This window comes from Cryptocyanus atlanticus LEGE 06306 (assembly GCF_056633155.1).
This window is the reverse complement of sequence record NZ_JBSJOZ010000004.1, coordinates 1-21026: the sequence shown is the minus strand read 5'-3', so window position 1 is coordinate 21026 and position 21026 is coordinate 1. Positions and strand designations below refer to the sequence as shown.

Sequence of the window (21026 nt, the reverse complement as noted above, 5' to 3'; positions counted from 1 at the left end):
GGAGCGCGTGGGCCTCTCTCTGTCCTAGTCGGAGCTCGGCAGCGGCGGATCGGGCACGGATCGCACCGGCGGTTTCGGCGGGGGTGCCGGCTGGGTTGTCTGGCGTGGAGTGGCGGGTGGCGAGGGCAGGGCCGGGGGGGGCGGCGCCTCCGTCCGCGAGGGCGCGAGCTGGTCGGAGAGGGAGCGGGTGCTCTCCGGGTTCGGGGCGGTCTCCGGTCCCACCACCTCCACGGCGGCCCGTTCCACGATCAGGCGGAAGCGGATCGACTGCCGCTCGTTGACCAGCTTCTGGACCTCCGCCACCTGCTTCGGGCTGGGCACATCGGGGCTGTTGGCCCGCACCACCACGCGGATCACGGGGGGGTTCAGGGCCCAGTCGATCGAGATCCGGTCGATCTGGGCCTCCTGGCCCAGGGTGACCGTCTCGCGGGTCAGCAGGCTCTGGATGGTGGCGGTGACCTGCAGCTGCACGCTTTCCTCCCGGCTGCGGCGCACCAGATCGAGGAAGCTGCCGGTCAGGGGCACCACCAGCAGCGCCGTGAGTCCCAGGCTCACCAGGCCGAGCCGGCTGCGGCGCATCTGCACCCGCAGCCCCGGTCCCGACTTGGCCAGGGCCACCAGGCAACCGCTGAGGATGCCGAGCAGGTTGGTCAGATAGAGCAGACCCGCGCCCAGGGCCTGGTCCCACTGGCGGGCCGAGAGCAACAGACCCATCACGCAGACCGGTGGCACCAGGGCCACGGCGATCGCGGTGCCGGCCAGGGAGGACACGGCCCCACTGCGCAGCTTGGCGTAGGCGGCGATTCCCCCCGCCACCAGGGCGATGCCCAGATCGAGCAGGTTCGGCGCCGTCCGGGCCAGCACCTCGCTGCCGAAGCCGGGCAGACCGGAGATGGCACCGAGCAGCAACGACAGGCCCACGGTGATCAGGGCCCCGGCCAGCAGGGTGAGCAGACCGCGGAGCACCAGCGGCAGGTTCCCCCGCAGGATGCCGAAGGAGGTGGCCCGCAGCGGCGTGATCCACGGCGCGATGATCATCGCGCCGATCACCACCGCCGCACTGTTGGCCATCAGCCCCAGGGTGGCGATCAAGGTGGCGCCGAGCGTGAGCACGACGAACACCTCGTTGAGCTGCGCGTCCTGGTCGAAATCGCAGGTCAGCTGGCGGAACAGCTGGGTGCGGGGATAGGCCTCGGCCAGGCTGTCCGCGTTCAGCTCGGAGGTTCTGTCCCCGGAGGGGGGGGGAGGGGGCTGGGAGGGGCTCCCGCCGCCATTGCTCGCCATGCTCAACACCGACACCGACGGCCCGTCCCCATCCTCAGGCCCCTTCGGAGATGAAGTGCTCCACGGCCCGCTCGATGTTGCGCTGCATCCGCGCCTTGCCCAGACGCGCGCCCAGGTCCGAGCGGCGGATCACCTCCAGCACCGTGGGGTTCAGCCCCGCCAGCCACAGCTCCATGCCCTGGGTGGCGAGGCGCTGCTCCGCCTCGGTGAGCGCCTTCACGGCGGAGTATTCAATGTCGATCAGGGCACTGCCGTCGATCACCACCACCTTGGGCTGGTGCCGCTCCACCTCGGCGCGCATCCGGCTGAGCACCCCCTGGGCATTGGCGAAGAACAGGCGCCCCTCGGCGCGGAGCAGCAGCAGGCCCGGCCAGGTTTCATCGTGGGGGTGGCGCGGCGAGAGCGGACGGAACACGTCGGTGCCGCGCTTGCGGCCGATGGCGTACACCGGCGGGTTCACCTCCTGCTGCACCAGCGACAGCAGCGAGAGGATCACCGCCACGAGGATGCCCCTGAGGGTGCCCAGGAACACCACCCCCAGGAAGGCCACCACGGCCCAGTGGAACTCGGCGTGGCGGACCCGGCGGATCGCCAGGAACTCCCCGGGGGCGATCAGCTCGAAGGAGTAGACGATCACCACCACCGCTAGGGCGGCCAGGGGCATCAGGGCGATCCAGGGGGCCAGGAGCAGCAGGGTGGCCAGGGCGGCCCCGGCGGTCACCAGCTCCGCTCCCTGGCTGCGGGCACCGGCCTGGCGGTTCACCGCCGTCTGGGTGGTGCCGCCCCCCGCCGCCATCGCCCCGAACAGACCGCCACCGACGTTGGCGAGCCCCAGGGCCAGCAGCTCCCGGTCGGGGTTCGGAGCGGGTTCATCGGTGGCGCGGAAGGCCCGCGCCGCGGCGATGCTCTCGGTGAAGCTCATCATGGCGATGCCCGCCGCCCCGGGCCAGAGCCCGCCGAGCAGGTCCAGCTCGGGCCAGCGGAGGGCGGGGAGTCCCCGGGGCACTGCCCCCACCAGCTCCACGCCGAAGCGCTCGAGTCCCAGCAGGCCGCAAGCGGCGATCGCCACAGCCACCACCAGCAGGGGCGCCGGCAGCGCCGGCCAGCGCCGCTTCAGTCCGAACAGCAGGCTGAACAGCCCGGCCGAGAGCAGCACCGTGGCGAGGGACGTCTGGGGGATCTGGCCGAACAGGGCCGCGAGGTCGCGGAAGAAGCCGGCCTTCTCCACATGGAGCCCCAGCAGCTTGGGCAGCTGATCCACCACGATCACCAGACCGATGCCGGACTTGAAGCCCACCAGCACCGATTCGGAGATGAAGTTGGCGAGGAAACCGAGGCGCAGCAGGGCCGCGCCGCAGAGCATGGCCCCCACCAGCAGGGCCAGGGTGGCGCTGGCCGCCGCCAGGGCGCCGGGATCGCCCACCGGCGAGATCCGGTTCAGCTCGCTGCCCACCAGGATCGCCAGGGTGGTGGTGGTGCTCACGCTCAGGGGCCGGGAGCTGCCCAGCAGGGCATAGAGCGCCATCGGCACCAGGGCGGTATAGAGGCCCACCTGCACCGGCAGGCCGGCGATGGTGGCGTAGGCCATCGCCTTGGGCAGCACGACGGCCGCGGCCGTCAGGCCGGCCGAGAGATCGGCCCGCCCCTGCCCGCTCCGGCTGCCGCTGGGCGGACGTGAGGCAAGCAAGGGGGCCATGGCGGGAGGGGGTGGAGCCGGTGGATCCTGGGCCGGGTGGTCAGCCCAGACTTGTGCGCTTCTTCCGCCAGCTCACGAAGGGAATCGAGACGAGGACGGTGACCACCAGATAGGCCAGGATCGCCGTCTGGATCCCGGGCATGCCAGCGCCGTGGATCCCGGCGAAGAGCAGGGCGAGCCCAGGATTGCGCATCGAGGTGACCAGCGGCACGGTGGTGCGCGCGACCGGATCGCTGCCGGCCAGCAGGCCGCCGAGGCTCAGGGAGCCCAGGGTCATCAGGGCCATCGCCAGCAGGGCCGAGCCGCCCCCGTCCCTGACAAAGGCCAGCAGCTCAGGGCCCTTGACCACCAGGACCAGGACCACCAGCAGGATCAGCAGCGTGTTCGCCAGCCGGATCACGGCCCCTAGCCAGCGGCCGGCCAGGACAGGGCGCCAGCGGCGCAGGCCGATGCCGCAGAGCAGGGGCAGCAGCTGCACCTGGCTGATCTGGGCGATCACCTCCTGCGGTCTGAGCTGCCAGCCCACCACGGCGAAGGTGCTGCGGAACAGCTGGCCCATCAGGGGAATCGTGGCCACGGCCAGCACAGCGGCCGACACCTGCAGCAAGGCCGCCAGCTCCGACACCCCCCCGGCCGCCCTGGCCTTGCGCATCGCCAGCGGGGCGCTGGGGCAGATGGCCATCAGGGCGATGGCGTAGCGCACCGGCGGCGCCAGGGCCAGGCCAGAGGGCGAGGCGAGCAGCAGCAGGGCCAGCAGGGGCACCAGCAGGCAGGAGCCGACCATCACCCGGATCAGCACCGCCGGCTGCCGGCGCGCCTGCCTGATCTGCTGGCCATCGAGCTCCAGGCCGAGGCCCAGGCTGAACATCAGCATGAACAGGGTCAGGCCCACCAGGGCCGTCGCAGCCGAGCTCATGGAGGGCCGCCGCCACCGACGATCAGCAGCACCAGGGCCACCACACCGATCACCGTGAGGGCCAGGGCCGTCGCGGTGCTGATGGAGGTCTCCTGGAGGTAGGTGAAGTCGTCGGACTTCAGTCGCCGCAGGGTTCTGCGGTGCTGGCGGGTGGCGGCGGCCATCGCCACGATGCCCGTGGTCACGAAACCGATCGAGATCAGGCGCACGCTGAGATGGGCGTGGGAACTGTCCTCGAAGCGGCTGGCCTGGATCGCGCCGACGATCTTGTCGAGCCCGAAGCCAAAGCTGATCAGCGACAGGCAGGTGCGGATCCAGGCCATCAGGGTGCGCTCCGCCGCCGCCCTGTTGCGTTCCTTGGCCAGTTCGTTGTTGAGGCTCACGGGGCTGCTCTCGGCGGTGGGGGGGGGGACGGTTCAGGGAGCAGGCTCGGCGGACTGGCTTCGCGCCAGCTCCCTTTCGGCCTCCAGTTCCCTGGAGAGGAACACATTGAGAAACGTGCGGATCACGGCCACCACGGCCAGCTGGATCAGGTTGCTTTCCGTGGGCGCCGTCGTGGTGGCCACGATGTCGGAGGCCAGCTGGAATTCCAGCGCCAGCGCCAGCCAGCTGCCGAAGGTGAGCCGCACGCCGTTGGAAGGCCGCAGGCGCCAGGGCCGCCGCCGAGGGGTGATGATCGCCCGGACCAGGGTGGCCAGCAGCCCGGCCAGCACGCAGAGCACCGAAAGGGTTTCCAGCACCAGGCGCAGCTGCTCTGCCAGCAGATCCAGCCCGTTGAGGACGGCGAAGGTCATGGCGGGGGCGAGAGGGGTGAGGCGGACGGCGGGGGGAGCGTCGGAGGCCGCACGAGGCAGCGAAAGCCCATGTGGCAGGTGGAGGTGTCGAGGCCCTGGGCCATCCGCGCCGGCGGCCGGTAGCGGCGGCAGTAGCTGGGGGCACAGAGGAACGAACCGCCTTTCACCACCTTGCGGGGGATGGTGCCGTGCTGGGAGGCCGGATCGATGCTCGCCTGGCGGGTGGCACCCCGGGGAGACTCGATCGTGCAACAGCCCCCCGCCTGCTTGTGGGCCGCCAGCGTGGCGCCATGGTCGCCGTACCAGTCGTCGGTCCACTCCCACACGTTGCCGATCATGTCGAGCAGGCCGTAGCCGTTGGCCGGGAAGGCCCCCACCGGAGAGGTGCACTCCCAGCCGTCGAACCGGCTGTTGTGGTGGGGGAAGTCCCCCTGGAAGGTGTTGGCCATCGGCCGGCCAGCGGGGTGGAGCTCCTCCCCCCAGGCGAACTCAGCCCCCTCCATCCCGCCGTGGGCGGCACGCTCCCACTCGGCCTCGCTGGGCAGTTGCTTGCCGGCCCAGGCGGCGTAGGCCAGGGCATCCACATGGGCCACGTGCACGACGGGATGGTGCTCGCGGGTCTTGATCGAGCTGCCTGGCCCTTCCGGGTGGCGCCAGTTGGCCCCGGGCAGGTACTGCCACCAGCGGTAGGGGTCAGCGGTGTCGAGGGGGCCCGGCGGCGGTACGAAGACGATCGAACTCGGCACCAGCAGCTCCGGCAGGGCACCGGGATAGGTGGCCGGATCCGCCGGTCGCTCGGCCAGGGTCACGTGCCCCGTGGCATTGACGAACTTGCGGAACTGGGCGTTGGTGACCGGGCTGCGATCGATCCAGAAGCCATCCAGCACCACCCGGTGGGCCGGGGCCTCCTCGGGGTAGTGGTGGTCGGAGCCCATCAAAAAGCTGCCGCCGGGAATCCAGGCCATGTCCCGCCCCGGCGGGCGTCCCGGAGGTCTCAGGGCCTGAGAGGCTGAGCTGGTGCGAGACAGGGCAGCAGGCGGCATCGGATCCTCAGGAGCTGCCGAGGGTGGCCGTCATCTTCTCGATTGCATCGCTCACCGTGAAGCTGGCCGCCTTCTGGCGGGGCGGGAAGGCCTTGAGGGTCTCCAGGGCCTGGGCGACCCTCGCCTGAGCTGGAACCAGCAGGAAGACATGGTCGAGCATCCAATCCCAGTAGGTGTTGGAGGTGATATCGGCCCGCTCGTAGGGATCGGTGAGCAGGTTGAAGATCTTGGGGATGCGCAACACGGTGAACGGTTCGGCCCAGATCTGCAGGGTGCCGGCGCAGCGCTGCTCCATGAACACGAACTTCCAGTTGTCATAACGCAACGCCGTGAGATCGCCGTCATCTGAGAAGTAGAAGAAATCAATCCTCGGACTGGAGTCGGTTTTCCCGGTCCAGTAGTCGAGCATGTTGTAGCCATCCAGGTGCACCTTGAAGGTCTTGGAACCCACCTGATGGCCCTCCAGACACTTCTGCTGGATGTCCGGTTCGCCGGCGGCCGCCAGGATCGTGGGCAGCCAGTCGAGATGGCTGACGATGCCGGTGAACAGGGTGCCGGGCTCGATCTGGCCGGGCCAGCGCACCAGGCACGGCACCCGGTAGGCGCCTTCCCAGTTGGAGTTCTTCTCGTTGCGGAAGGGGGTCATGCCGGCATCGGGCCAGCTGTTCATGTGGGGCCCGTTATCGGTGCTGTACATCACGATCGTGTCGTCGCTGATGCCCAGCTCATCGACCAGATCGAGCATCTCACCGATGCAGTTGTCGTGATAGATCATCACGTCGTGGTACTCCGACTGCCAACGCCCTGACTGGCCGACATCCTGGGGACGGGCGTGGGTTCGGAAGTGCATGTGGGTGGTGTTGAACCACACGAAGAAGGGCTCCCCGGAGGCCACCGCCTCCTTGATGAAGCGCTTGGCCTCCTTCATGAACTCTTCATCGGCCGTCTCCATTCGCTTCTTGGTGAGCGGGCCGGTGTTCTCGATGCGCTGGGTGCCGTCGCCATTGGCCCAGCAGTGCAAGACGCCACGGGGTCCGAAGTTCTTCTTGAAGTTGGGATAATCCGCTTCGGGGGGATAGTCGCGCAGCTCAGGTTCTTCTTCAGCATTCAGGTGATACAGGTTGCCGAAGAATTCGTCGAATCCATGCATCGTGGGCAGGTATTCATCCCTGTCGCCGAAGTGGTTCTTGCCGAACTGACCGGTGCGGTAGCCCTGGGGCTTGAGCAGCTCGGCGATCGTGGGATCCTCGTCCTGATAGCCCACCTTGGCGCCAGGCAGGCCCACCTTGCTGAGGCCGGTGCGGAGCACGCTCTGGCCGGAGATGAACGCCGCCCGGCCAGCGGTGCAGCTCTGCTCGGCGTAGTAGTGGATGAAGCGGCCGCCCTCCTTGGCGACGCGGTCGATGTTGGGGGTCTGGTACCCCATCAGGCCGTCGCTGTAGCAGCTGAGGTTGCTCTGGCCGATGTCATCTCCCCAGAGGATAAGGACGTTGGGCTTTCCGTTGGGCATGGGAAGAGGGATCGTCGCGCAGTTGAACTCTCGCCCAAACTGCCGCCCATGGCAGTGTGGGGCCACTCAGAAAGTGCACGCGTCGATGGCTCCGGCCCAGAGGTTTGAGGCCGTCGAACAGCTGGAAACCCAGTTGCGGAGTGCTGGGCTGGATCTGCGGTTGAGCCAGCTCTCCAACGGCCGCCTCGACGGCACCCTGTTCACCGGCAGGCTTGGGCCGTTGCGGTTGCTGCGCCTCCAGGCCAACCGTCGCCTGCACGTGGCCGGCGGGAAACCGCGGGACCAGCGGATGGTCGCCCTGAGCCTGCTGCCCCAAGGCGATGCCCTGCCCCTGCGGGCCCATGGAACAGCCATCGGCGCCGAGGTGCTCTTCGGCCTCGATCCCTGCGGGGAAGTTCACCTCTCCACTCCTGAACGCCTGGATCTGGCGGTGCTGCTGCTCGAGCCCGGCAGCCTGACGCCCTGGAGCGATGGCCCGAGCCACCTGGCCCTGGAGACGGCCCCGTTTCGCGCCAACCTCCTGCCCATCACCGCCCACCACCGGCTTGAGCTCCAGCGGCGCCTGCGCAGCCAATGGCCGCTCCGGGGGCGACAGCCCTCCCTGGGAGCCGCGCCGTCGCCGGTTCCGAACAGGGGCATCAGGGCGCCCCCATCCGGCCCCCGGCCCGGATCACCCTGGTCAAGCAGCTGCAGGACTGGGTGGCGGACCATCCCGAGGAGCCGATCAGCCTGGAGACCCTGTGCCAGCAGGTGCATGTGGGGCGGCGCTGCCTGATCCAGGGGTTCCAGGAGCACCTGGGCCTGGGGCCGATGGCCTACTTCAAGCTGCAGCGGCTGCATGGGGTGCGCCGGGCCCTGCTGGCGGCGGGCCCGGGAACGGTGATGATCTCAGGGCTGGCGGCCAGCTGGGGCTTCCTCAATCCGGGGCATTTCGCCCGGGACTACGGCCGGCTGTTCGGGGAGCTGCCCAGCGCCACCCTGGCCGCGGCCGGGCGCCCCGGCCGCTGAGATCCTGGCCGCAACCGCCGGCGTGGGCGGTCAGGGCTTGAGCTGGCGCCGCAGCTGCGGCAGCAGGGCCTCGAAGGCCCGGCCGCGATGGCCCACCCGGCGTTTGCACTCCGGGGTCATCTCGGCGAAGCTCAGGCCCTCCTCAGGCACCAGGAACACCGGGTCGTAGCCGAAACCAGCCGCGCCACGGGGCTCCTCCAGGATCACCCCCGCGCAGATCCCCTCCACCTCCAGCACCGTGCGGCCGCCTGGATCAGCCAGCGCCAGCACCGCCGTGAAGCGGGCCCGCCGGTCGCTCTGACCGGCCAGTTCCCGCAGCAGCCGGGCGATCCGCTCGCTGTCGCTGTAGGCGTAGCGGGCGGAGTGGAGGCCCGGAGCGCCGCCGAGGGCCTCCACGCTCAGGCCGGAGTCATCGGCGAGGGCCCAGTGCCCGGTGAGCCGGGCCACCGCCTCGGCCTTGAGGCGGGCGTTGGCGGCGAAGCTGTCGCCGCTTTCCTCCACCTCCAGGCCCTCGGGTTGGGGCCGCACCTCCAGATCCAGCCCGGAGTCGGCAGCCAGCGGGGCTGTGAATTCACGCACCTTGCCGGCGTTGCCACTGGCGATCACCAGCACCGTCGGGGCGGGCTCCGGGCCTGGCTCCGGGCTGGTCTCCGGGGCAGGGCGGCTCATGACGCTTCGGCGAACTGCTTGGCCCAGGCCAGCACTTCAGCCACCCGCGCCGCGTCGGGCGCCTCGCAGTAGAGCCGCAGCAGGGGTTCGGTGCCGGAGAAGCGCAGCATCAGCCAGTGGCTCGGCCCCAGCCGCAGCTTCAGGCCGTCGGTGGTGATCCGCTCCAGCACGGGGGCACCGGCCACGGCCTCCGGTGGGGCCGCCGCCAGCTGGCGCTCCAGCCGCTCCCGGCTGGCCATGTCCCTGAGGCGCAGGTCGAGCCGGTCGTAGGCGCTGCCGCCGCCGTGGTCCGCCCGCAGCCGGTCGAGCCGCTCACCCAGGGGCAGGCCGCCCTCCACCAGGGCCTCCACCAGCAGCAGGGCCACCAGCAGGGCATCGCGCTCGGGCAGATGCAGGCCGACGCCCACGCCGCCCGATTCCTCCCCGCCGATCAGCACGCCGCCACCGAGCATTTCCGCAGCGATGTACTTGAAGCCCACCGGCTTCTCCAGCACCTGGCGGCCCAGCCCGACGGCCACCAGTTCCATCAGGTCGGAGCCGCTCACCGTTTTCACCACCAGCCCCGGCAGGGCCCGGGCCCGCGCCAGGTGGTCGATCAGCAGGGGCATCAGCAACTGGGTGCTGCAGTAGCGGCCGTGCTCGTCGATGGCGGCGATGCGGTCGCCGTCGCCATCGAAGACGATCCCCACCGCCGGCCGGCCCGCCGCAGTGGAGGCCCGCACCGCCGCGATCAGCTCGCCGAGATAGGGGGCGAGCGGTTCGGGGGGATGGCCGCCGAAGAGGGGATCGCGGCGGGAGCGGATCTCGCGGATCACCCCGTCCGCCGCGGCGCCGCCGCCGGCTCCGGCTGCTCCGGCCAGCAGGGCGGGCAGGCCGCCGGCGGCGGAGCCATGCATCGGATCGACGATCACCTGCAGTCCCAGCCGTTCGAGGCCCTGCCGCAGGCGGTGGGTGTCCACCTGGCGGCGCAGGCCGTCCAGATAGCCGGCCCAGCCATCGAAGCGGCGGGTGGTCGCGGGGATCGGCACGGTGATGCCGCCGGCCTCCAGGCGCCGCTCCACCCGGGCGGTGAAGTCGCCCTCCACCGAGCCGCCGAAATGGCCCTTGATCTTGAGGCCGAGCCACTCGGGCGGGTTGTGGCTGGCGGTGATCACCAGGGCCCCCAGCGCGCCGCGTTCCACCACGGCCCAACTGCAGGCGGGGGTCGGCACCGGAGTGTCGGTGAGCACGGGCTCCAGATCGGCGCCCCGCACGGCACTGGCGATCGCCTCGGCCAGTTCCGGCGCCAGGAAGCGGCGGTCGTAGCCGATCACCACTTCCCGGCTCCCGAGCCGGGGCGGCGCCGCCTGCTCCAGTTCCCGTGCCGCCGCGGCTGCCACCGGCAGCAGCCGCTCCACCGTGATGTCGACGCCGAGGATCCCGCGCCAGCCATCGGTGCCGAAACGGATGGGACTGGGCTCCAGGGGCAGGGGGGCAGAAGCCATGGGGCAGGCGGCGTTGGATAGCTCGTAGCAGCGGGCCGCCCCGCCCGGGCGCCGGCGGGTGCCGGCCTCGTCGCAGACCACCCCCCGTCTTAGCCTGGACCCATGCGCGCCGCCCCGCCCAACCGGCTGCTCACCGACCGGGTGCTGCGCAGCTGGCTGCGCTGCCGGCGGCGGGCCTGGCTCGACCGCCACGGGGATCCCGATCGGCGCCTCTGGACCGCCCATCGGGCCCTGCAGCTCGATGATCAGCAGCGCTGTTTCGTCAGCCTGCTGGAGCACCAGCCCGCCGGAGGCCTGGCCGCCTGCGCCGCCGGTGCCGCCGCTGTTGTGGGGGTGCGCCTGGCCGGACGGGGTCCGGCGGGCCTGGCGCTGGAGGCCCATCCCGCCCTGCTGCGGCGGACCGAGGGGGCGAGCCGCTGGGGTGCCCACGCCTACCAGCCGGTGCTGGGGCGGCAGGGGCGCCGCCTGACCCGGGAGCACCGGCTGGTGCTGACCCTGCAGGGCCGGCTGCTGGAGGAGCTGCAGGGGGGGGCGGTGAGCCACGCCCTGGCGGTGGCGGCGCCGGCGGGACGGCTTGAGACGGAACAGCTGGCCCTCAGCGCCGGCCTGCGGCGCCAGCTGGACGACACCCTGCCGAAGCTGGCCGACGACCTGGCGGGGCCGGTGCCGCCCCCGCTGGTGAACGACCGCAAGAAATGCGTGCTCTGCTCCTGGCGGGGGGAGTGCGACCGGGAAGCGGCCGCCCAGGGGCACCTGAGCGAGGTGAGCGGCATCGGCGGCAAACGGCGGGAGCTTCTGCTGGCGCTGGGTCTGGGCCGCCTCGACGATCTGGCCGCCGCCGATCCCGATGCCCTCGCCGATGCCCTGGAGGTGCATGGGGAGCAGCACCGGGAGGTGGCGGCCCGCCTGGTGGCCCAGGCCTCGGTCCAGGCCGCCGGGGTGCCCCGGCGGCTGCCGAGCGAACCGGGCGGACCGGCCTGGGCCCTGCCGGAGCTGGAGCGGGCCGGCGGGGTGCTCCTTTATGACATCGAGTCCGATCCCGATGCCCGCGACGATTTCCTGCACGGGTTTCTGCGGATCGAGCGCCGCAGCGACGGTACCTGGCCGGAGCAGGGGCATTACCGGCCCCTGCTGGCCCTGCAGGAGCATGGTGAGCCGCGGCTCTGGCGGCGGTTGCAGCGCCTGCTGGCCGCCACCCCGGCCGACTGGCCCGTGCTGCACTACGGCGAGACCGAATCCATCGCCCTCGTGCGCCTGGCCCAGCGCCAGGGTGCCGGCGAGGCCGAAATCCAGGCCCTCAGGGGGCGCCTGGTGGATCTGCATCAGCGCCTCCGCCGGCACTGGCTTCTGCCGGTGAACAGCTACGGGCTCAAGGCCGTGGCGAGCTGGCGGGGATTCCGCTGGAGTGACAAGGGGGTGGATGGGGCCCGCTGCCTGTTCTGGTGGCGCCAGTGGCGGGGCGATGGCACCCCGGCGGGCCGGGGCAGCCACCACCATCTGCGCCGGATCTTCCGCTACAACCACGACGACAGCCGGGCCACCTGGGCGGTGGCCCGCTGGCTGCTGGATCAACAGGTTGATCAGGGGCTCCCGCCGCCGGCGCCCACCGGTGGGGGTGTCACCTCGTCCGGCACCGAGAGGCAGATCTCTTCCGGCTCCCCGTCGCCGCTGCCGCTCAGCAGCGTTTCGGCCCCCAGTGCCTGACGCCGCACCAACGCCAGGCCCAGCCAGAGCGCCGGTTCCCCCGGCTCCGCCGGCCAGGGCAGGCAGGAGGTGATGCGGCCGGCCCGCGCCCCCTCGGCGCTGACCAGGGGGCTGCCGGGCTGCAGCGCCGCCGCCGCCCGATCGGTTCCGCCCACCGCTCCGGCCGGTGCACGCCAGTGCCAGCGGCGCAGCTGCTGCTTGACGCCGTCGTAGGTGGCCAGTTTGGCCAGGGTCTCCTGGCCCACGTAACAGCCCTTGCTCAGGCTGACCCGACCCGCCAGGCCGAGTTCGAACGGATTCACCTCATCACTGATCTCACCGGCGGCGGCCGGTCGGCCCCGCTGGATCCGCCAGCGTTCGGCGTCGGGCGCCGCCAGGGCGGGAATGTTCTCCAGCCCGGGAGGGAGCGGGCCCTCGGGGCCCCTCAGCAGCAGCCGGAGCGGGGTGGCCAGCCACCAGCCCTCGGGGCCGTTCTCCCCGCCCCCCCCGGCCGGTTGCCAGCCGCCGGCCGGCGGCGGTGCCCCGCCGGCGCCGATCGTCTCGATGCCGAGGAGATGGATCAGCCGGGCCGGCTGCACGGGAGCAAGCCGCACCTGATCCGCCGGGAAGAGCACCCGATCGAGGGCCTGATGGAGGGCTGGACCGTCGCCGGCGGTGATCACCAGCCAGGCGCCGGTGCCGTCGACCAGCACTTCGGCCAGCCCCCGCAGGCGGCCGGTGGGACTGAGGCAACAGGTGGCCAGCACCTGGCCGGGGCCGGCCCGCTCCAGATCCTGGCTGGTCTGGCCATGCAGGAACCGCCGCGTGTCGGGCCCGTCCAGCCGGATCAGGCTGACGGGCTCCTCCCAGCGACAGGGCTGCGGCGGCTGCCACATCCAGGGATCGATCGGGCTGCACACGGCGGGGCTGCGCATCGGGGAGGGGGGACGGGCGATGGCCTCACCCTTGCAAATCCACCGCCGTGCTGGGGCCCCTGGCCGCCGCCGCGGCGATCTCCTCCAGCAGGAACAGGCTCCCCAGCTCCAGGCCCTCCGCCGTCATCGCCTCCAGGCCCCCCTCCTGCCGGTCCACGATCGTCACCACCCGGTTCACGGCATAGCCGGCCTGGCGGAGCTGAACCACCGCCTTGATCGAGGACCCCCCGGTGGTGACCACGTCCTCAAGCACCGTCACGGTGCTGCCCGGTTCCGGCAGGGGCCCCTCCAGCCAGGCGCCGGTGCCATGCCCCTTGGCCTCCTTGCGCACGATCAGGGCGTCGAGCGGGCGGCCAGCCACCGCCGCGACCAGGGCCACGGCGCTCACCAAAGGATCGGCCCCCAGGGTGAGGCCGGCCACCGCCACCGCGTCGCTCTCCACCCGTTCCAGCAGCAACGCCCCCAGCAGGGCCAGCCCCACTCCGCTCAGGCTCACCGGCTTGCAATTCACGTAGTGGTCACTGCTGCGCCCCGATGCCAGGGTGAAACGTCCGTGCCGGTAGGCCCGCTCGGCCAGCAGGGCCAGCAGGGCGGACCGGCGGGCCTCGGGACTCGCGGGAAGCAGCGGAGAGAGCATCGACAGGGGTGAAACGACCTGGCCAGGGAGCATGACCGGGTGCGGCGGTCGGCCGGGCCGATGCCTAGTCTGCGGGTCCAGGAGCCCGTCTCCGACGGAATGGGGCCCTGGGCTGGATGCATCGCTCCGGTCCGTCCAGAATGATGCCAGCCGTTCTCTTCGGTGTTGCCGCGGTTCAGCTCCATGCGCTCGCCCCTGTCGTGCCTCCGCCCCGCCCTGCTGCTGGTGGTTCCGGCCCTGGGTTCCCTGCCCTTCGCCCCGGCCCAGGCGGCCCCGGTGATCTGCACCACCACGCTGGAGGCGCCCCTGACCGCTGGGGGGGATCGCACCCCCAGCGCTCCGGTGGAAGTGACACGCTGCGGTGCCGTCGAGACCACCGACGCGCTGATGCAGCGGCGGGCCACCCGCTGGCGGAGCACCTTCGCGCGGGGCGTCAGCCTCACCCATCAGATCACCGACATCCTCGGCATCGCCATGGGGGGTGACGACGGCACCAAGGTGATGGGGCTGGGGTTCCCGGATCAGGCGATCATCTGGGATGCCTCGGCCATCGGCAACACGTCGGACGCCCTGCTGGAGGAGCAGAGCAGCCCCATCCCCTGGCGCAGTGCCGATCTGCCTTCGGCCTTCACCTCCAGCCTGCAGGAGGGCGCCCCGGGTGACGCCACGCCGCTCGGCGGGCCGGCGGGCGTCTGGACTCCGCCGATCACCACCACCCCGTTCTCGTCGTTCGAGCCCGTACGCGGCCTCTGGTGAGGCTGACCCCGGGGGTCTAGCAATCTGGTGAATGCAGTGGACTCATAATCCGCCTGAGCCGGGTTCGATCCCCGGGACCCCCATCCACTAATCCCAGTCATACCAAGGGTTATTGGTCCACTCTTCCTTCTCCTCAGGCGCCTGACCGGTCACTATTTCGGGCACAGAAACGGACATTTAGGGGCATAGTGGTCACGATTTCGGGCACGGTGACCGGTGGCTGGCGACCCCTACCTCACGAGGATGAACCGGGCTCTGAAGGACCTTGGGTGTGCCGTGAGCCTGGAGGTATCGCCGTCGGGACGCAGCATCCGGTTGCGTGCCACCCTCCCTACTCACGATGGCCAGTGGACACGGCAACGCGTCAGCACCCCGTTGCCTTACCCGGCAGGCCTTGAGCAAGCACGGCAGCTGGCCGAGCAGTTGGGACGTGACCTGCAGCTGCATCGGATGGGTCTTGAAGTCTTCCCCTTCGAGAGGTGGAAGGCTGGTGGAATGGCCGCCCACGAACTGGGATCACCCATCAGCGGCATGGAGGCGATCCGTCTCACCGAGAAGTGGTGGCAGGCGCAGCGCAAGCGTGGACCCAGTGCAGCCATCACCTGGGCGAAGGACTACGCCGAACCCCTCGCGCCGTTGCTGAATCTGCAGGTGGTCACCCTGGAGAGCCTCAAGGCACTCGTCAGTTCTCGTCAGCCAGGCAGTCGTAGTCGGCGGAGAGTGGCCCTGGCTGCTTCAGCGACAGCTCAGTCCCTTGAACTCGGTCTGGAAGCGGTGCAACAGCTCAGAGCGTTAGGCAAGGGTTATAGCCCTCAGAAGGACGCGGCACCGAGGGATCTGCCCAGTGATGCGCTGATCGTCGAGGTGATCGATGCTCTGCCGTCCGCCTGGCAGTGGGTGGCGGGTGTCTGCGCGACCTACGGGACCCGGCCCCATGAGGCGCTGCTGATGGCGGAGGTTCAGGCCAACGGGCTGGTGGCAATCGCTGGAGGGAAAACAGGTGCTCGGCAGGGGCTGCCGCTGCCCAAAGCCTGGATCGAGCGCTGGTCGCTGCTGAACAAGCGCCTGCCGCGCATCAACCTCGATCGGGATCACCGCACGGTGGGGACGCAACTCGGGGTAGCCCTGCGTCGGTATGAGGCGCCGTTTCAGGCCTATGACCTGCGCCATGCCTGGGCAGTGCGGGCGATTCATCATCCGCAGATCAGCCCGTCGCTGGCCGCCAAGAGCCTGGGTCACTCGCTGACGGTGCACACCACCCTGTATCAGCGCTGGTTCGATTCCGCCTCGATGGCGTCACTGGTGGCGCAGATGTGAGGCATAGCCCTCCACGTCCACATAGAGGGTGCGTCGCTTTCCGGTCTCTCCCAGGGTCGCTCTGACGAACTGAGGCGGGATGCGGCCGCGGTCGATGGCGGCACGCAGGGCCCTGCTGCTCTTGAAGTGGAGGGCCTTGGCAGCATCCGTGAGGGGCAGCCAGGGACTGACGGGCTTGCTGGGCTTGAACTCCAGCTGGGCATAGATCCGCTGTAGTTGAGCGGAGATCAGATCCAGACGGCGGTTGATGGCGTCCTCTGGGGTCGGCTGGGTGTTCACCTGGGGTGACGAGAAGAGCCAGCATTGAAACAACGTTTGAGGCTGTTGTGGGGCGCAAAAAAGGCAGAACACTGGTTTGCATTTATTTTTTGTGCGAGCGAACACATGGCAAAATGCATTTACCGACTCTGCATTTTCAGACCTTGCGGATCAGGACTTGAAGCCTGTAGTGATGGGGCTCCCGGCGCACTGCGACGGGTACTTCACCCTGAAGGAGTTGAAACGTCCAAAACCATGGAACAAGACACTAATAGACCAAATTGTGAGGGTCTCCGCCCAATGAATGCGATGGATGTGGGGCCTACCTGCCCAGTCGCATGTCCGGTCGCGACGGATGCCAGAAGTGAGGTTGCATCAGGATTGTCATCCCTCGAGGTGCCCCCAGCCATTCAGGAGTTGGTGGCCGAGTCTCTGGCCAGCAGCGCAATGCTCGATTGCAGCGATCCCCGTTGCCAGAACATCCTTGTACCCCTGCGGCTCGTGCTGACTTCGGCCGAGGCGCTGGCAGCAAGTGCCGCTGACACCGGCAGGCTCACGCTTGCCGTAGAGGGGCTCCTGTCCTGGCAGATCAGCTCAGTTGGTCAAGTTGGAGTAAAGCCCAGCCTCGCTCCAGTTTCCTGGGATGGTGTTGCAGTCGATGGCCGGATCATCACGATCTGTCCATCAAGCGACTTTCGCCAGAAGCAGTCGTCGTTGGAGGCCTTGGAGGCCAGGGCCAACGAGTTGCACATTCGTGGCGCCAAGCGAGTGATTGTCGAGGTCCTTCCTCATGCTCACGATGGAACACCACAGACGCTGATAGAGATCATCGATCGGTGTGGGGCAGGGATGTTCCTGGCGCTTGCTGGTGTCGCCAGGCCATGCTTCAAGGCAGATAGGAAGCTCACGACCTACAGCTTCGATCCTGAGCCGGAGGGCACCCACGCCAGGGCTCAGTACGTGATTCCATCGATCGGTCGTGACTGGAGACGTTCTGAACAGAATTCCAGGTCATGGTGGCGGTGGCGCGGCACCCACTGGGATCAAGTCGTCGGCCATGAACAACTTGAGGCTGATGTGGAGAAATTTTTCCAGATCCAGCAGTGGCAAAATCGCGAGCCATCCACATTCAAGGGCATCGTCGCCGCCCACAGGCGTGCCACGTCCACACTGAGCTTGACCGGAAAGCCGAAGTTGATTCCATTCCGTAACGGGTGTCTACGCCTCTCGGATCACGTGCTGATTGCCCACGACCGGGAGCATGGCAACACCTGGATCTTGCCTTACGACTATGATGCGGCCGCCACAGCCACTGCCATCGTTGATTTTCTGGCCACGGCATTAGGAAGCACCGAGGCACTGGCCCTATTTCGTGCCTTTGCCAAGTGTGTGCTCACGCGTAAGCGAGTCAAGATCTTCCTCGAATTGTTTGGTCCCAGCAACACTGGCAAAACTGTGATCGCGAACCTGCTCATGGCCATGGTGGGGTTCATGAATGTGACGGCAAGCAGGCTGGAATTGCTTGAGAACAGGAAACTATTGTTCCAGACCCTTAAGCTTCGCGGCAAAGCTCTGGTGGTCTTCTCTGAGGCCCAGGATTATAATGGGCCGCTGGAGGTTCTTAAGGCCATCACAGGAGGAGACCGTATCGCAGCAGAAGCGAAAGGAAGTCATGCAGAGGTGGACTTCTTTTTTGAAGGCTCAGTGCTGATCGTCGGTAATGGTCCGATCGGCGCGTCGGACCCAACGGGGGCTGTGCTCAGTCGCCGGCGCTCGATTCCGGTTCTCACGGTGGTCCCCCCGGATCAGCGACGGCCGCTGCTCGATGCGGATCATCACGGAGGATGGACGGGGGAGTTCGTCGATCAGTTGCCTGGATTCGTGAACTGGGTCCTGGAGATGCCCGAGGAGGAGGCCTGGGCAGTCCTGCAGCGCCCCATCAGTTCGCAAGGGTCCTCCCGGACGGATTTCGCCACCCTGGTGCGCAGCGATCCATTCGCGGCATGGGTGGAGGATTGTCTGGTCTATGCCCCGGGTAGCTACAGTCGTGTCGGTGACGGAAAGAGCAGCCCGAGCGAGTTCCTTTATCCCAACTACATACAGCATCACCACAATGTTGGTGAAGCTGGAAAACCGATCTCCTTGCGGATGTTCAAGGAGCAGCTCGTCGGGCGATTGCGTGATCATCACAACCTGGGACTTCCGCAGGGTTGCTTGCAATCTGGTTGCTACCGGGTGCGTGGAGAAGGATCAGTGATCCCCAACGTCAGGCTGCGCGCCATGGACCAGGGCCCGGCCTGCGATGAAAGCCCGGGTGTCCTTCGATATGCCATGGGGGTCGGCGTCGGCTCAGAGCTACCTCTGGCGGCACAGGCCGGGGCAGTCGGCACAGTTGGTAGCGACTTCAACGGGGGGAGCATGGACGTGATGGGATGAGGGGCTCCCGCTTCAGCGTGGTCGCCGCCGGTGCGAGACCCATAGGGTTGGCCGGCGGCGGCGGCCAAGGACGATGACGATCACCCACCTGGCTGTGGGCGGCTACCGCTCCCTGCGGCAGCTGGTGGTGCCACTGGGCCCGCTCACCTTGGTGACGGGTGCCAACGGCAGCGGCAAATCGAACCTCTACCGATCGCTGCGCCTGATCGTGGTCGCGGCTCGGGGCGAACTGGTGGCGGGCCTGGCTCGGGAGGGTGGCCTCCCAGCAGTCCTTTGGGCAGGACCGGAGCAGCTCAGCCGCGCCATGCGCAGCGGTGATGTGCCGGTCCAGGGGGGGGCACGGAGCCAGCCTGTGCGGCTGCGACTGGGCTTCGCGGGGGAGCTGTTCTCCTATGCGATTGAGCTGGGCCACCCTGCAGAAGCGAGAACGGCCTTCGCCCTCGATCCACAGATCAAGGGCGAGTGGATCTGGGCGGGCGGTGCCTTCCACCCACGGGCTGTGCTGGCACAGCGTCGAGTTGCGGCCGGCCCCGAAGCACTTGCTGACGGACTGTTCAACGGTGGAGCCGATCCGCGTGAGCATCCTGAGGTGCTGGCCCTGCGGGAAGAGATCCTGAGCTGGCGCTTCTACGACGGCTTCCGAACGGATGCTGACGCTCCGGCCCGACGGCCTGGCATTGCCACTCGCTGCCAGGCCCTTGCCGATGATGGCCACGACCTCCCAGCAGCCCTGCAGACGATTCTGGAGGGCGGTGACGGCGAGGGTCTGCAGGCTGCCATCGCCGACGCCTTCCCTGGTTGCCATGTGAGTGTGGACACCACGATGTCCACGTTCCGGCTGCAGTTCCATCAGCCAGGACTGTTGCGGCCCCTGGAAGCCTCGGAACTCTCCGATGGGACGTTGCGCTACCTGCTTCTTGCAGTGGCGCTGTTCAGCCTGAGGCTGCCATCGCTGTTGGTGCTGAATGAACCGGAAAGCAGCCTGCATCCCGACCTGCTGGAACCCCTGGCTCGGTTGATCGCCACAGCGGCTGAGCGGACCCAGGTGTGGGTGATGGCCCATGCACCCAGCCTGATCACAGCCCTGGAAGGGGTGGAGGGTTGCCGACATCATTGGCTGGAGCGCGAGCTGGGGGCGACTCAGCTTCCGGGGCAGACGCCGATCGAACGGGCAGCCTGGCGCTGGCCTTCCTAAGGGGCTGTTGTCGTGATTCGGGGGCGAACAGGGCTGAGCGAATGATCTTCAGCGCTTCAGCGCACCAAGACCACACCAGCAACTTTGAAGACCCAGCACAATTGTTGAAGTGAACCGCGAGCATCAGATCAAGCGCAGCGGTCCCGATCCGACTCCATCTCTGTGCTGAGCTCTAGCTGTCGTCCCTGCGTGCCGCTCATTTGGGGCAGTCCTTATCGGGTCTGGACCTGCCGAAGGCCCAGGGACCAACCGAGTTTGGGCAGGTCAGGGGCGGAACAGAAGTTTCAGCTCCAATTGGGCCGCACATCCCAGGTCTCCGGCCAGGAACGGATGGAACGGATGGAACGGATCACTCACGTGATACAGCGCCGCTCCAGCTGAGGCAAGAAGCCCTGGTGATCATGGGCTGGCTTCTGTGTGGCCGCACAAGGTGTTGACTCCGGACGGTATGGTCTCACTGAAGACTGTCCCAAAGCTACCCTCGGAAAACACACTGTTTTGACTACGCAGCTATGAGCAAACTGAAGGACACTCGCAAGAAACAAAGACCAGTGTTAACCATTCAAGAACGAGTAAAAAAACTGATTAGGGCAGCACAGAATGACCCTGGAATCATGAATGATGATACCGAGAGGGAGAATCTCAAGAGGCTTGTCGAGCATATAGCTAGCGAAGATGCCTTTGTACACGAGGTGCAGCCTATCAACTTGTTGTGGGAGTTCCCGCCATACTGGTTCGACGTGTCAAATGACTTGAGTAATCCAGTTGACTACGACAAATATTTTGAAGAAAGAGGAGCAGAGGTCAGCACTGAAGAGCTTGCAATGTATTTTGATTGTTCCAAAGAAGCGTTAAAGCAGTCCATTCGAGACGCGACGAGTAAACCTGGCAAGGTTGTCACATGTCCTTGCCCCCTTCCTCTGAAGGACTGTGGCGAGATATTCATTACGGAGTTGGGAGGAAAGGGCAGGGGGAACAGCCATAAATTCCGCAGGTGTAAGCATGAAGCCTTTAACTTCCTTGATGATCTTCTAGGTATCAGGCCTGCGATGCTATGCCCCGAGCTCAAGGTCGACTATGGTAGTTCAACAGTCAGAGAAATACTGTGGAAAGCAAGAGATATGCGCGACAACCCGTTGGAGTTGACGGATTGGATGTTGCCCTTAATGGAAAGTTATGATGTGTTTGCTACGGAGGACTACGGACTGATCGTTGCCGATGGGGGTGATGGGATACAGAGGATCCTTCAAGAAACAGAGTGGGTAGACCGAGATCATGTGAGATTGCTGAGGATTCTCCGGGGCGTACAGAGAATGTCTTGGAGCGATTTTGAGTCAAATGGTCTTGGTATGGGCTTCCCCCGATTTTGTGGACAGGTCTCAGGGGTTCACAGGGATGAGTGTAT

General features: G+C 67.8%; 19 protein-coding genes, 1 tRNA gene and 1 pseudogene. 9 read left to right on the top strand and 12 right to left on the bottom strand.

The annotated features are described in order from the left end of the window. Positions 1–24: 24 nt before the first annotated feature. The 7 genes from ACWJI7_RS05655 to ACWJI7_RS05625 all read right to left on the bottom strand — a co-directional run bounded on the left by ACWJI7_RS05655 (position 25) and on the right by ACWJI7_RS05625 (position 7243). Positions 25–1299, bottom strand: coding sequence for a DUF389 domain-containing protein (locus tag ACWJI7_RS05655; protein ID WP_479936072.1), 1275 nt, complete (start codon positions 1297–1299; stop codon positions 25–27). A 19-nt stretch (positions 1300–1318) separates the two neighbouring features. After that, a complete protein-coding gene (locus ACWJI7_RS05650; protein WP_479936070.1) occupies positions 1319–2980 on the bottom strand; it encodes a SulP family inorganic anion transporter in 1662 nt (553 codons plus the stop codon). A gap of 40 nt (positions 2981–3020) precedes the next feature. Further along, on the bottom strand, positions 3021–3896 hold the full coding sequence (locus ACWJI7_RS05645) for a bile acid:sodium symporter (RefSeq protein WP_479936068.1): 876 nt from the start codon (positions 3894–3896) through the stop codon (positions 3021–3023). Further along, positions 3893–4279: a YidH family protein gene (locus tag ACWJI7_RS05640; protein WP_479936066.1), complete on the bottom strand. Its 387-nt coding sequence runs from the start codon at positions 4277–4279 to the stop codon at positions 3893–3895. Before ACWJI7_RS05640 ends, ACWJI7_RS05645 begins: the two co-directional genes overlap by 4 nt. Before the next feature lie 33 nt (positions 4280–4312). Then, positions 4313–4690, bottom strand: coding sequence for a DUF1622 domain-containing protein (locus ACWJI7_RS05635; protein ID WP_479936064.1), 378 nt, complete (start codon positions 4688–4690; stop codon positions 4313–4315). Continuing rightward, positions 4687–5655 (bottom strand): formylglycine-generating enzyme family protein, encoded by a 969-nt coding sequence (locus ACWJI7_RS05630; protein ID WP_479936062.1) that lies wholly within the window; start codon positions 5653–5655, stop codon positions 4687–4689. The genes ACWJI7_RS05635 and ACWJI7_RS05630 overlap by 4 nt, the downstream gene beginning before the upstream one ends. Positions 5656–5740: 85 nt before the next feature. Next, positions 5741–7243, bottom strand: a complete 1503-nt coding sequence (locus tag ACWJI7_RS05625) for an arylsulfatase (protein ID WP_479936060.1) — start codon at positions 7241–7243, stop codon at positions 5741–5743. An 85-nt stretch (positions 7244–7328) separates the two neighbouring features. Between ACWJI7_RS05625 and ACWJI7_RS05620 the strand changes: the two genes are divergently transcribed. Together ACWJI7_RS05620 and ACWJI7_RS05615 are read left to right on the top strand one after the other, a co-directional pair. Continuing rightward, entirely contained in the window at positions 7329–8018 is a 690-nt protein-coding gene (locus tag ACWJI7_RS05620; protein ID WP_479936058.1) for a hypothetical protein, read from the top strand. Beyond that, complete coding sequence (locus tag ACWJI7_RS05615) at positions 7943–8251, top strand: helix-turn-helix domain-containing protein (RefSeq protein ID WP_479936056.1); 309 nt, start codon at positions 7943–7945, stop codon at positions 8249–8251. The genes ACWJI7_RS05620 and ACWJI7_RS05615 overlap by 76 nt, the downstream gene beginning before the upstream one ends. Positions 8252–8281: 30 nt before the next feature. On the opposite strand, the gene rdgB is transcribed toward ACWJI7_RS05615, so the two are convergent. Further along, positions 8282–8920 carry an RdgB/HAM1 family non-canonical purine NTP pyrophosphatase gene (gene rdgB, locus ACWJI7_RS05610; protein WP_479936054.1) on the bottom strand — a complete coding sequence of 213 codons (639 nt, stop codon included), beginning with the start codon at positions 8918–8920 and terminating at the stop codon, positions 8282–8284. Continuing rightward, positions 8917–10404 (bottom strand): phosphohexomutase domain-containing protein, encoded by a 1488-nt coding sequence (locus ACWJI7_RS05605; protein WP_479936052.1) that lies wholly within the window; start codon positions 10402–10404, stop codon positions 8917–8919. Before ACWJI7_RS05605 ends, rdgB begins: the two co-directional genes overlap by 4 nt. Positions 10405–10506: 102 nt before the next feature. Between ACWJI7_RS05605 and ACWJI7_RS05600 the strand changes: the two genes are divergently transcribed. Then, positions 10507–12108, top strand: a complete 1602-nt coding sequence (locus ACWJI7_RS05600) for a TM0106 family RecB-like putative nuclease (protein ID WP_479936049.1) — start codon at positions 10507–10509, stop codon at positions 12106–12108. A gap of 74 nt (positions 12109–12182) precedes the next feature. Here ACWJI7_RS05600 and ygfZ read toward each other — a convergent pair. Both ygfZ and pyrE read right to left on the bottom strand, forming a co-directional pair. Continuing rightward, positions 12183–12983 (bottom strand): annotated as a pseudogene (gene ygfZ, locus ACWJI7_RS05595) (CAF17-like 4Fe-4S cluster assembly/insertion protein YgfZ); the annotation flags it as partial. Between the two features lie 64 nt (positions 12984–13047). Further along, positions 13048–13659 carry an orotate phosphoribosyltransferase gene (pyrE, locus tag ACWJI7_RS05590; protein ID WP_479936047.1) on the bottom strand — a complete coding sequence of 204 codons (612 nt, stop codon included), beginning with the start codon at positions 13657–13659 and terminating at the stop codon, positions 13048–13050. A 183-nt stretch (positions 13660–13842) separates the two neighbouring features. Here pyrE and ACWJI7_RS05585 point away from each other — a divergent pair, with 183 nt between their 5' ends. The 3 genes from ACWJI7_RS05585 (at position 13843) to ACWJI7_RS05575 (ending at position 15732) form a co-directional block, all read left to right on the top strand. Then, positions 13843–14415: an occludin/ELL family protein gene (locus tag ACWJI7_RS05585; protein ID WP_479936045.1), complete on the top strand. Its 573-nt coding sequence runs from the start codon at positions 13843–13845 to the stop codon at positions 14413–14415. Positions 14416–14425: 10 nt separating this feature from the next. Then, a tRNA-Ile gene (locus tag ACWJI7_RS05580) sits at positions 14426–14498 on the top strand. 193 nt (positions 14499–14691) lie between these two features. Further along, the gene (locus ACWJI7_RS05575; protein ID WP_479936044.1) at positions 14692–15732 is read left to right on the top strand and encodes a site-specific integrase; all 1041 of its coding nucleotides are present in this window, start codon (positions 14692–14694) and stop codon (positions 15730–15732) included. Here ACWJI7_RS05575 and ACWJI7_RS05570 read toward each other — a convergent pair. Further along, complete coding sequence (locus ACWJI7_RS05570; protein ID WP_479936042.1) at positions 15712–16011, bottom strand: hypothetical protein; 300 nt, start codon at positions 16009–16011, stop codon at positions 15712–15714. The two genes, ACWJI7_RS05575 and ACWJI7_RS05570, sit on opposite strands and share 21 nt — an antisense overlap. A 375-nt stretch (positions 16012–16386) precedes the next feature. On the opposite strand from ACWJI7_RS05570, the gene ACWJI7_RS05565 reads away from it, so the two are divergent. The 3 genes from ACWJI7_RS05565 to ACWJI7_RS05555 form a co-directional block, all read left to right on the top strand. Beyond that, positions 16387–18426, top strand: a complete 2040-nt coding sequence (locus tag ACWJI7_RS05565; protein ID WP_479936040.1) for a DNA primase family protein — start codon at positions 16387–16389, stop codon at positions 18424–18426. Between the two features lie 73 nt (positions 18427–18499). Continuing rightward, entirely contained in the window at positions 18500–19621 is a 1122-nt protein-coding gene (locus tag ACWJI7_RS05560; RefSeq protein WP_479936038.1) for an AAA family ATPase, read from the top strand. 512 nt (positions 19622–20133) lie between these two features. Then, on the top strand, positions 20134–21026 hold an 893-nt coding region (locus ACWJI7_RS05555), incomplete at its 3' end, for a hypothetical protein (protein WP_479936036.1).

Bases quoted from the DNA above. Each gene is read 5' to 3' on its own strand.
- ACWJI7_RS05650 (WP_479936070.1), bottom strand. From the start codon at position 2,980: ATGGCCCCCTTGCTTGCCTCACGTCCGCCCAGCGGCAGCCGGAGCGGG.
- ACWJI7_RS05645 (WP_479936068.1), bottom strand. From the start codon at position 3,896: ATGAGCTCGGCTGCGACGGCCCTGGTGGGCCTGACCCTGTTCATGCTG.
- ACWJI7_RS05635 (WP_479936064.1), bottom strand. From the start codon at position 4,690: ATGACCTTCGCCGTCCTCAACGGGCTGGATCTGCTGGCAGAGCAGCTG.
- ACWJI7_RS05630 (WP_479936062.1), bottom strand. From the start codon at position 5,655: ATGGCCTGGATTCCCGGCGGCAGCTTTTTGATGGGCTCCGACCACCAC.
- ACWJI7_RS05625 (WP_479936060.1), bottom strand. From the start codon at position 7,243: ATGCCCAACGGAAAGCCCAACGTCCTTATCCTCTGGGGAGATGACATC.
- ACWJI7_RS05620 (WP_479936058.1), top strand. From the start codon at position 7,329: ATGGCTCCGGCCCAGAGGTTTGAGGCCGTCGAACAGCTGGAAACCCAG.
- rdgB (WP_479936054.1), bottom strand. From the start codon at position 8,920: ATGAGCCGCCCTGCCCCGGAGACCAGCCCGGAGCCAGGCCCGGAGCCC.
- ACWJI7_RS05605 (WP_479936052.1), bottom strand. From the start codon at position 10,404: ATGGCTTCTGCCCCCCTGCCCCTGGAGCCCAGTCCCATCCGTTTCGGC.
- ACWJI7_RS05600 (WP_479936049.1), top strand. From the start codon at position 10,507: ATGCGCGCCGCCCCGCCCAACCGGCTGCTCACCGACCGGGTGCTGCGC.
- pyrE (WP_479936047.1), bottom strand. From the start codon at position 13,659: ATGCTCTCTCCGCTGCTTCCCGCGAGTCCCGAGGCCCGCCGGTCCGCC.
- ACWJI7_RS05585 (WP_479936045.1), top strand. From the start codon at position 13,843: ATGCGCTCGCCCCTGTCGTGCCTCCGCCCCGCCCTGCTGCTGGTGGTT.
- ACWJI7_RS05560 (WP_479936038.1), top strand. From the start codon at position 18,500: ATGACGATCACCCACCTGGCTGTGGGCGGCTACCGCTCCCTGCGGCAG.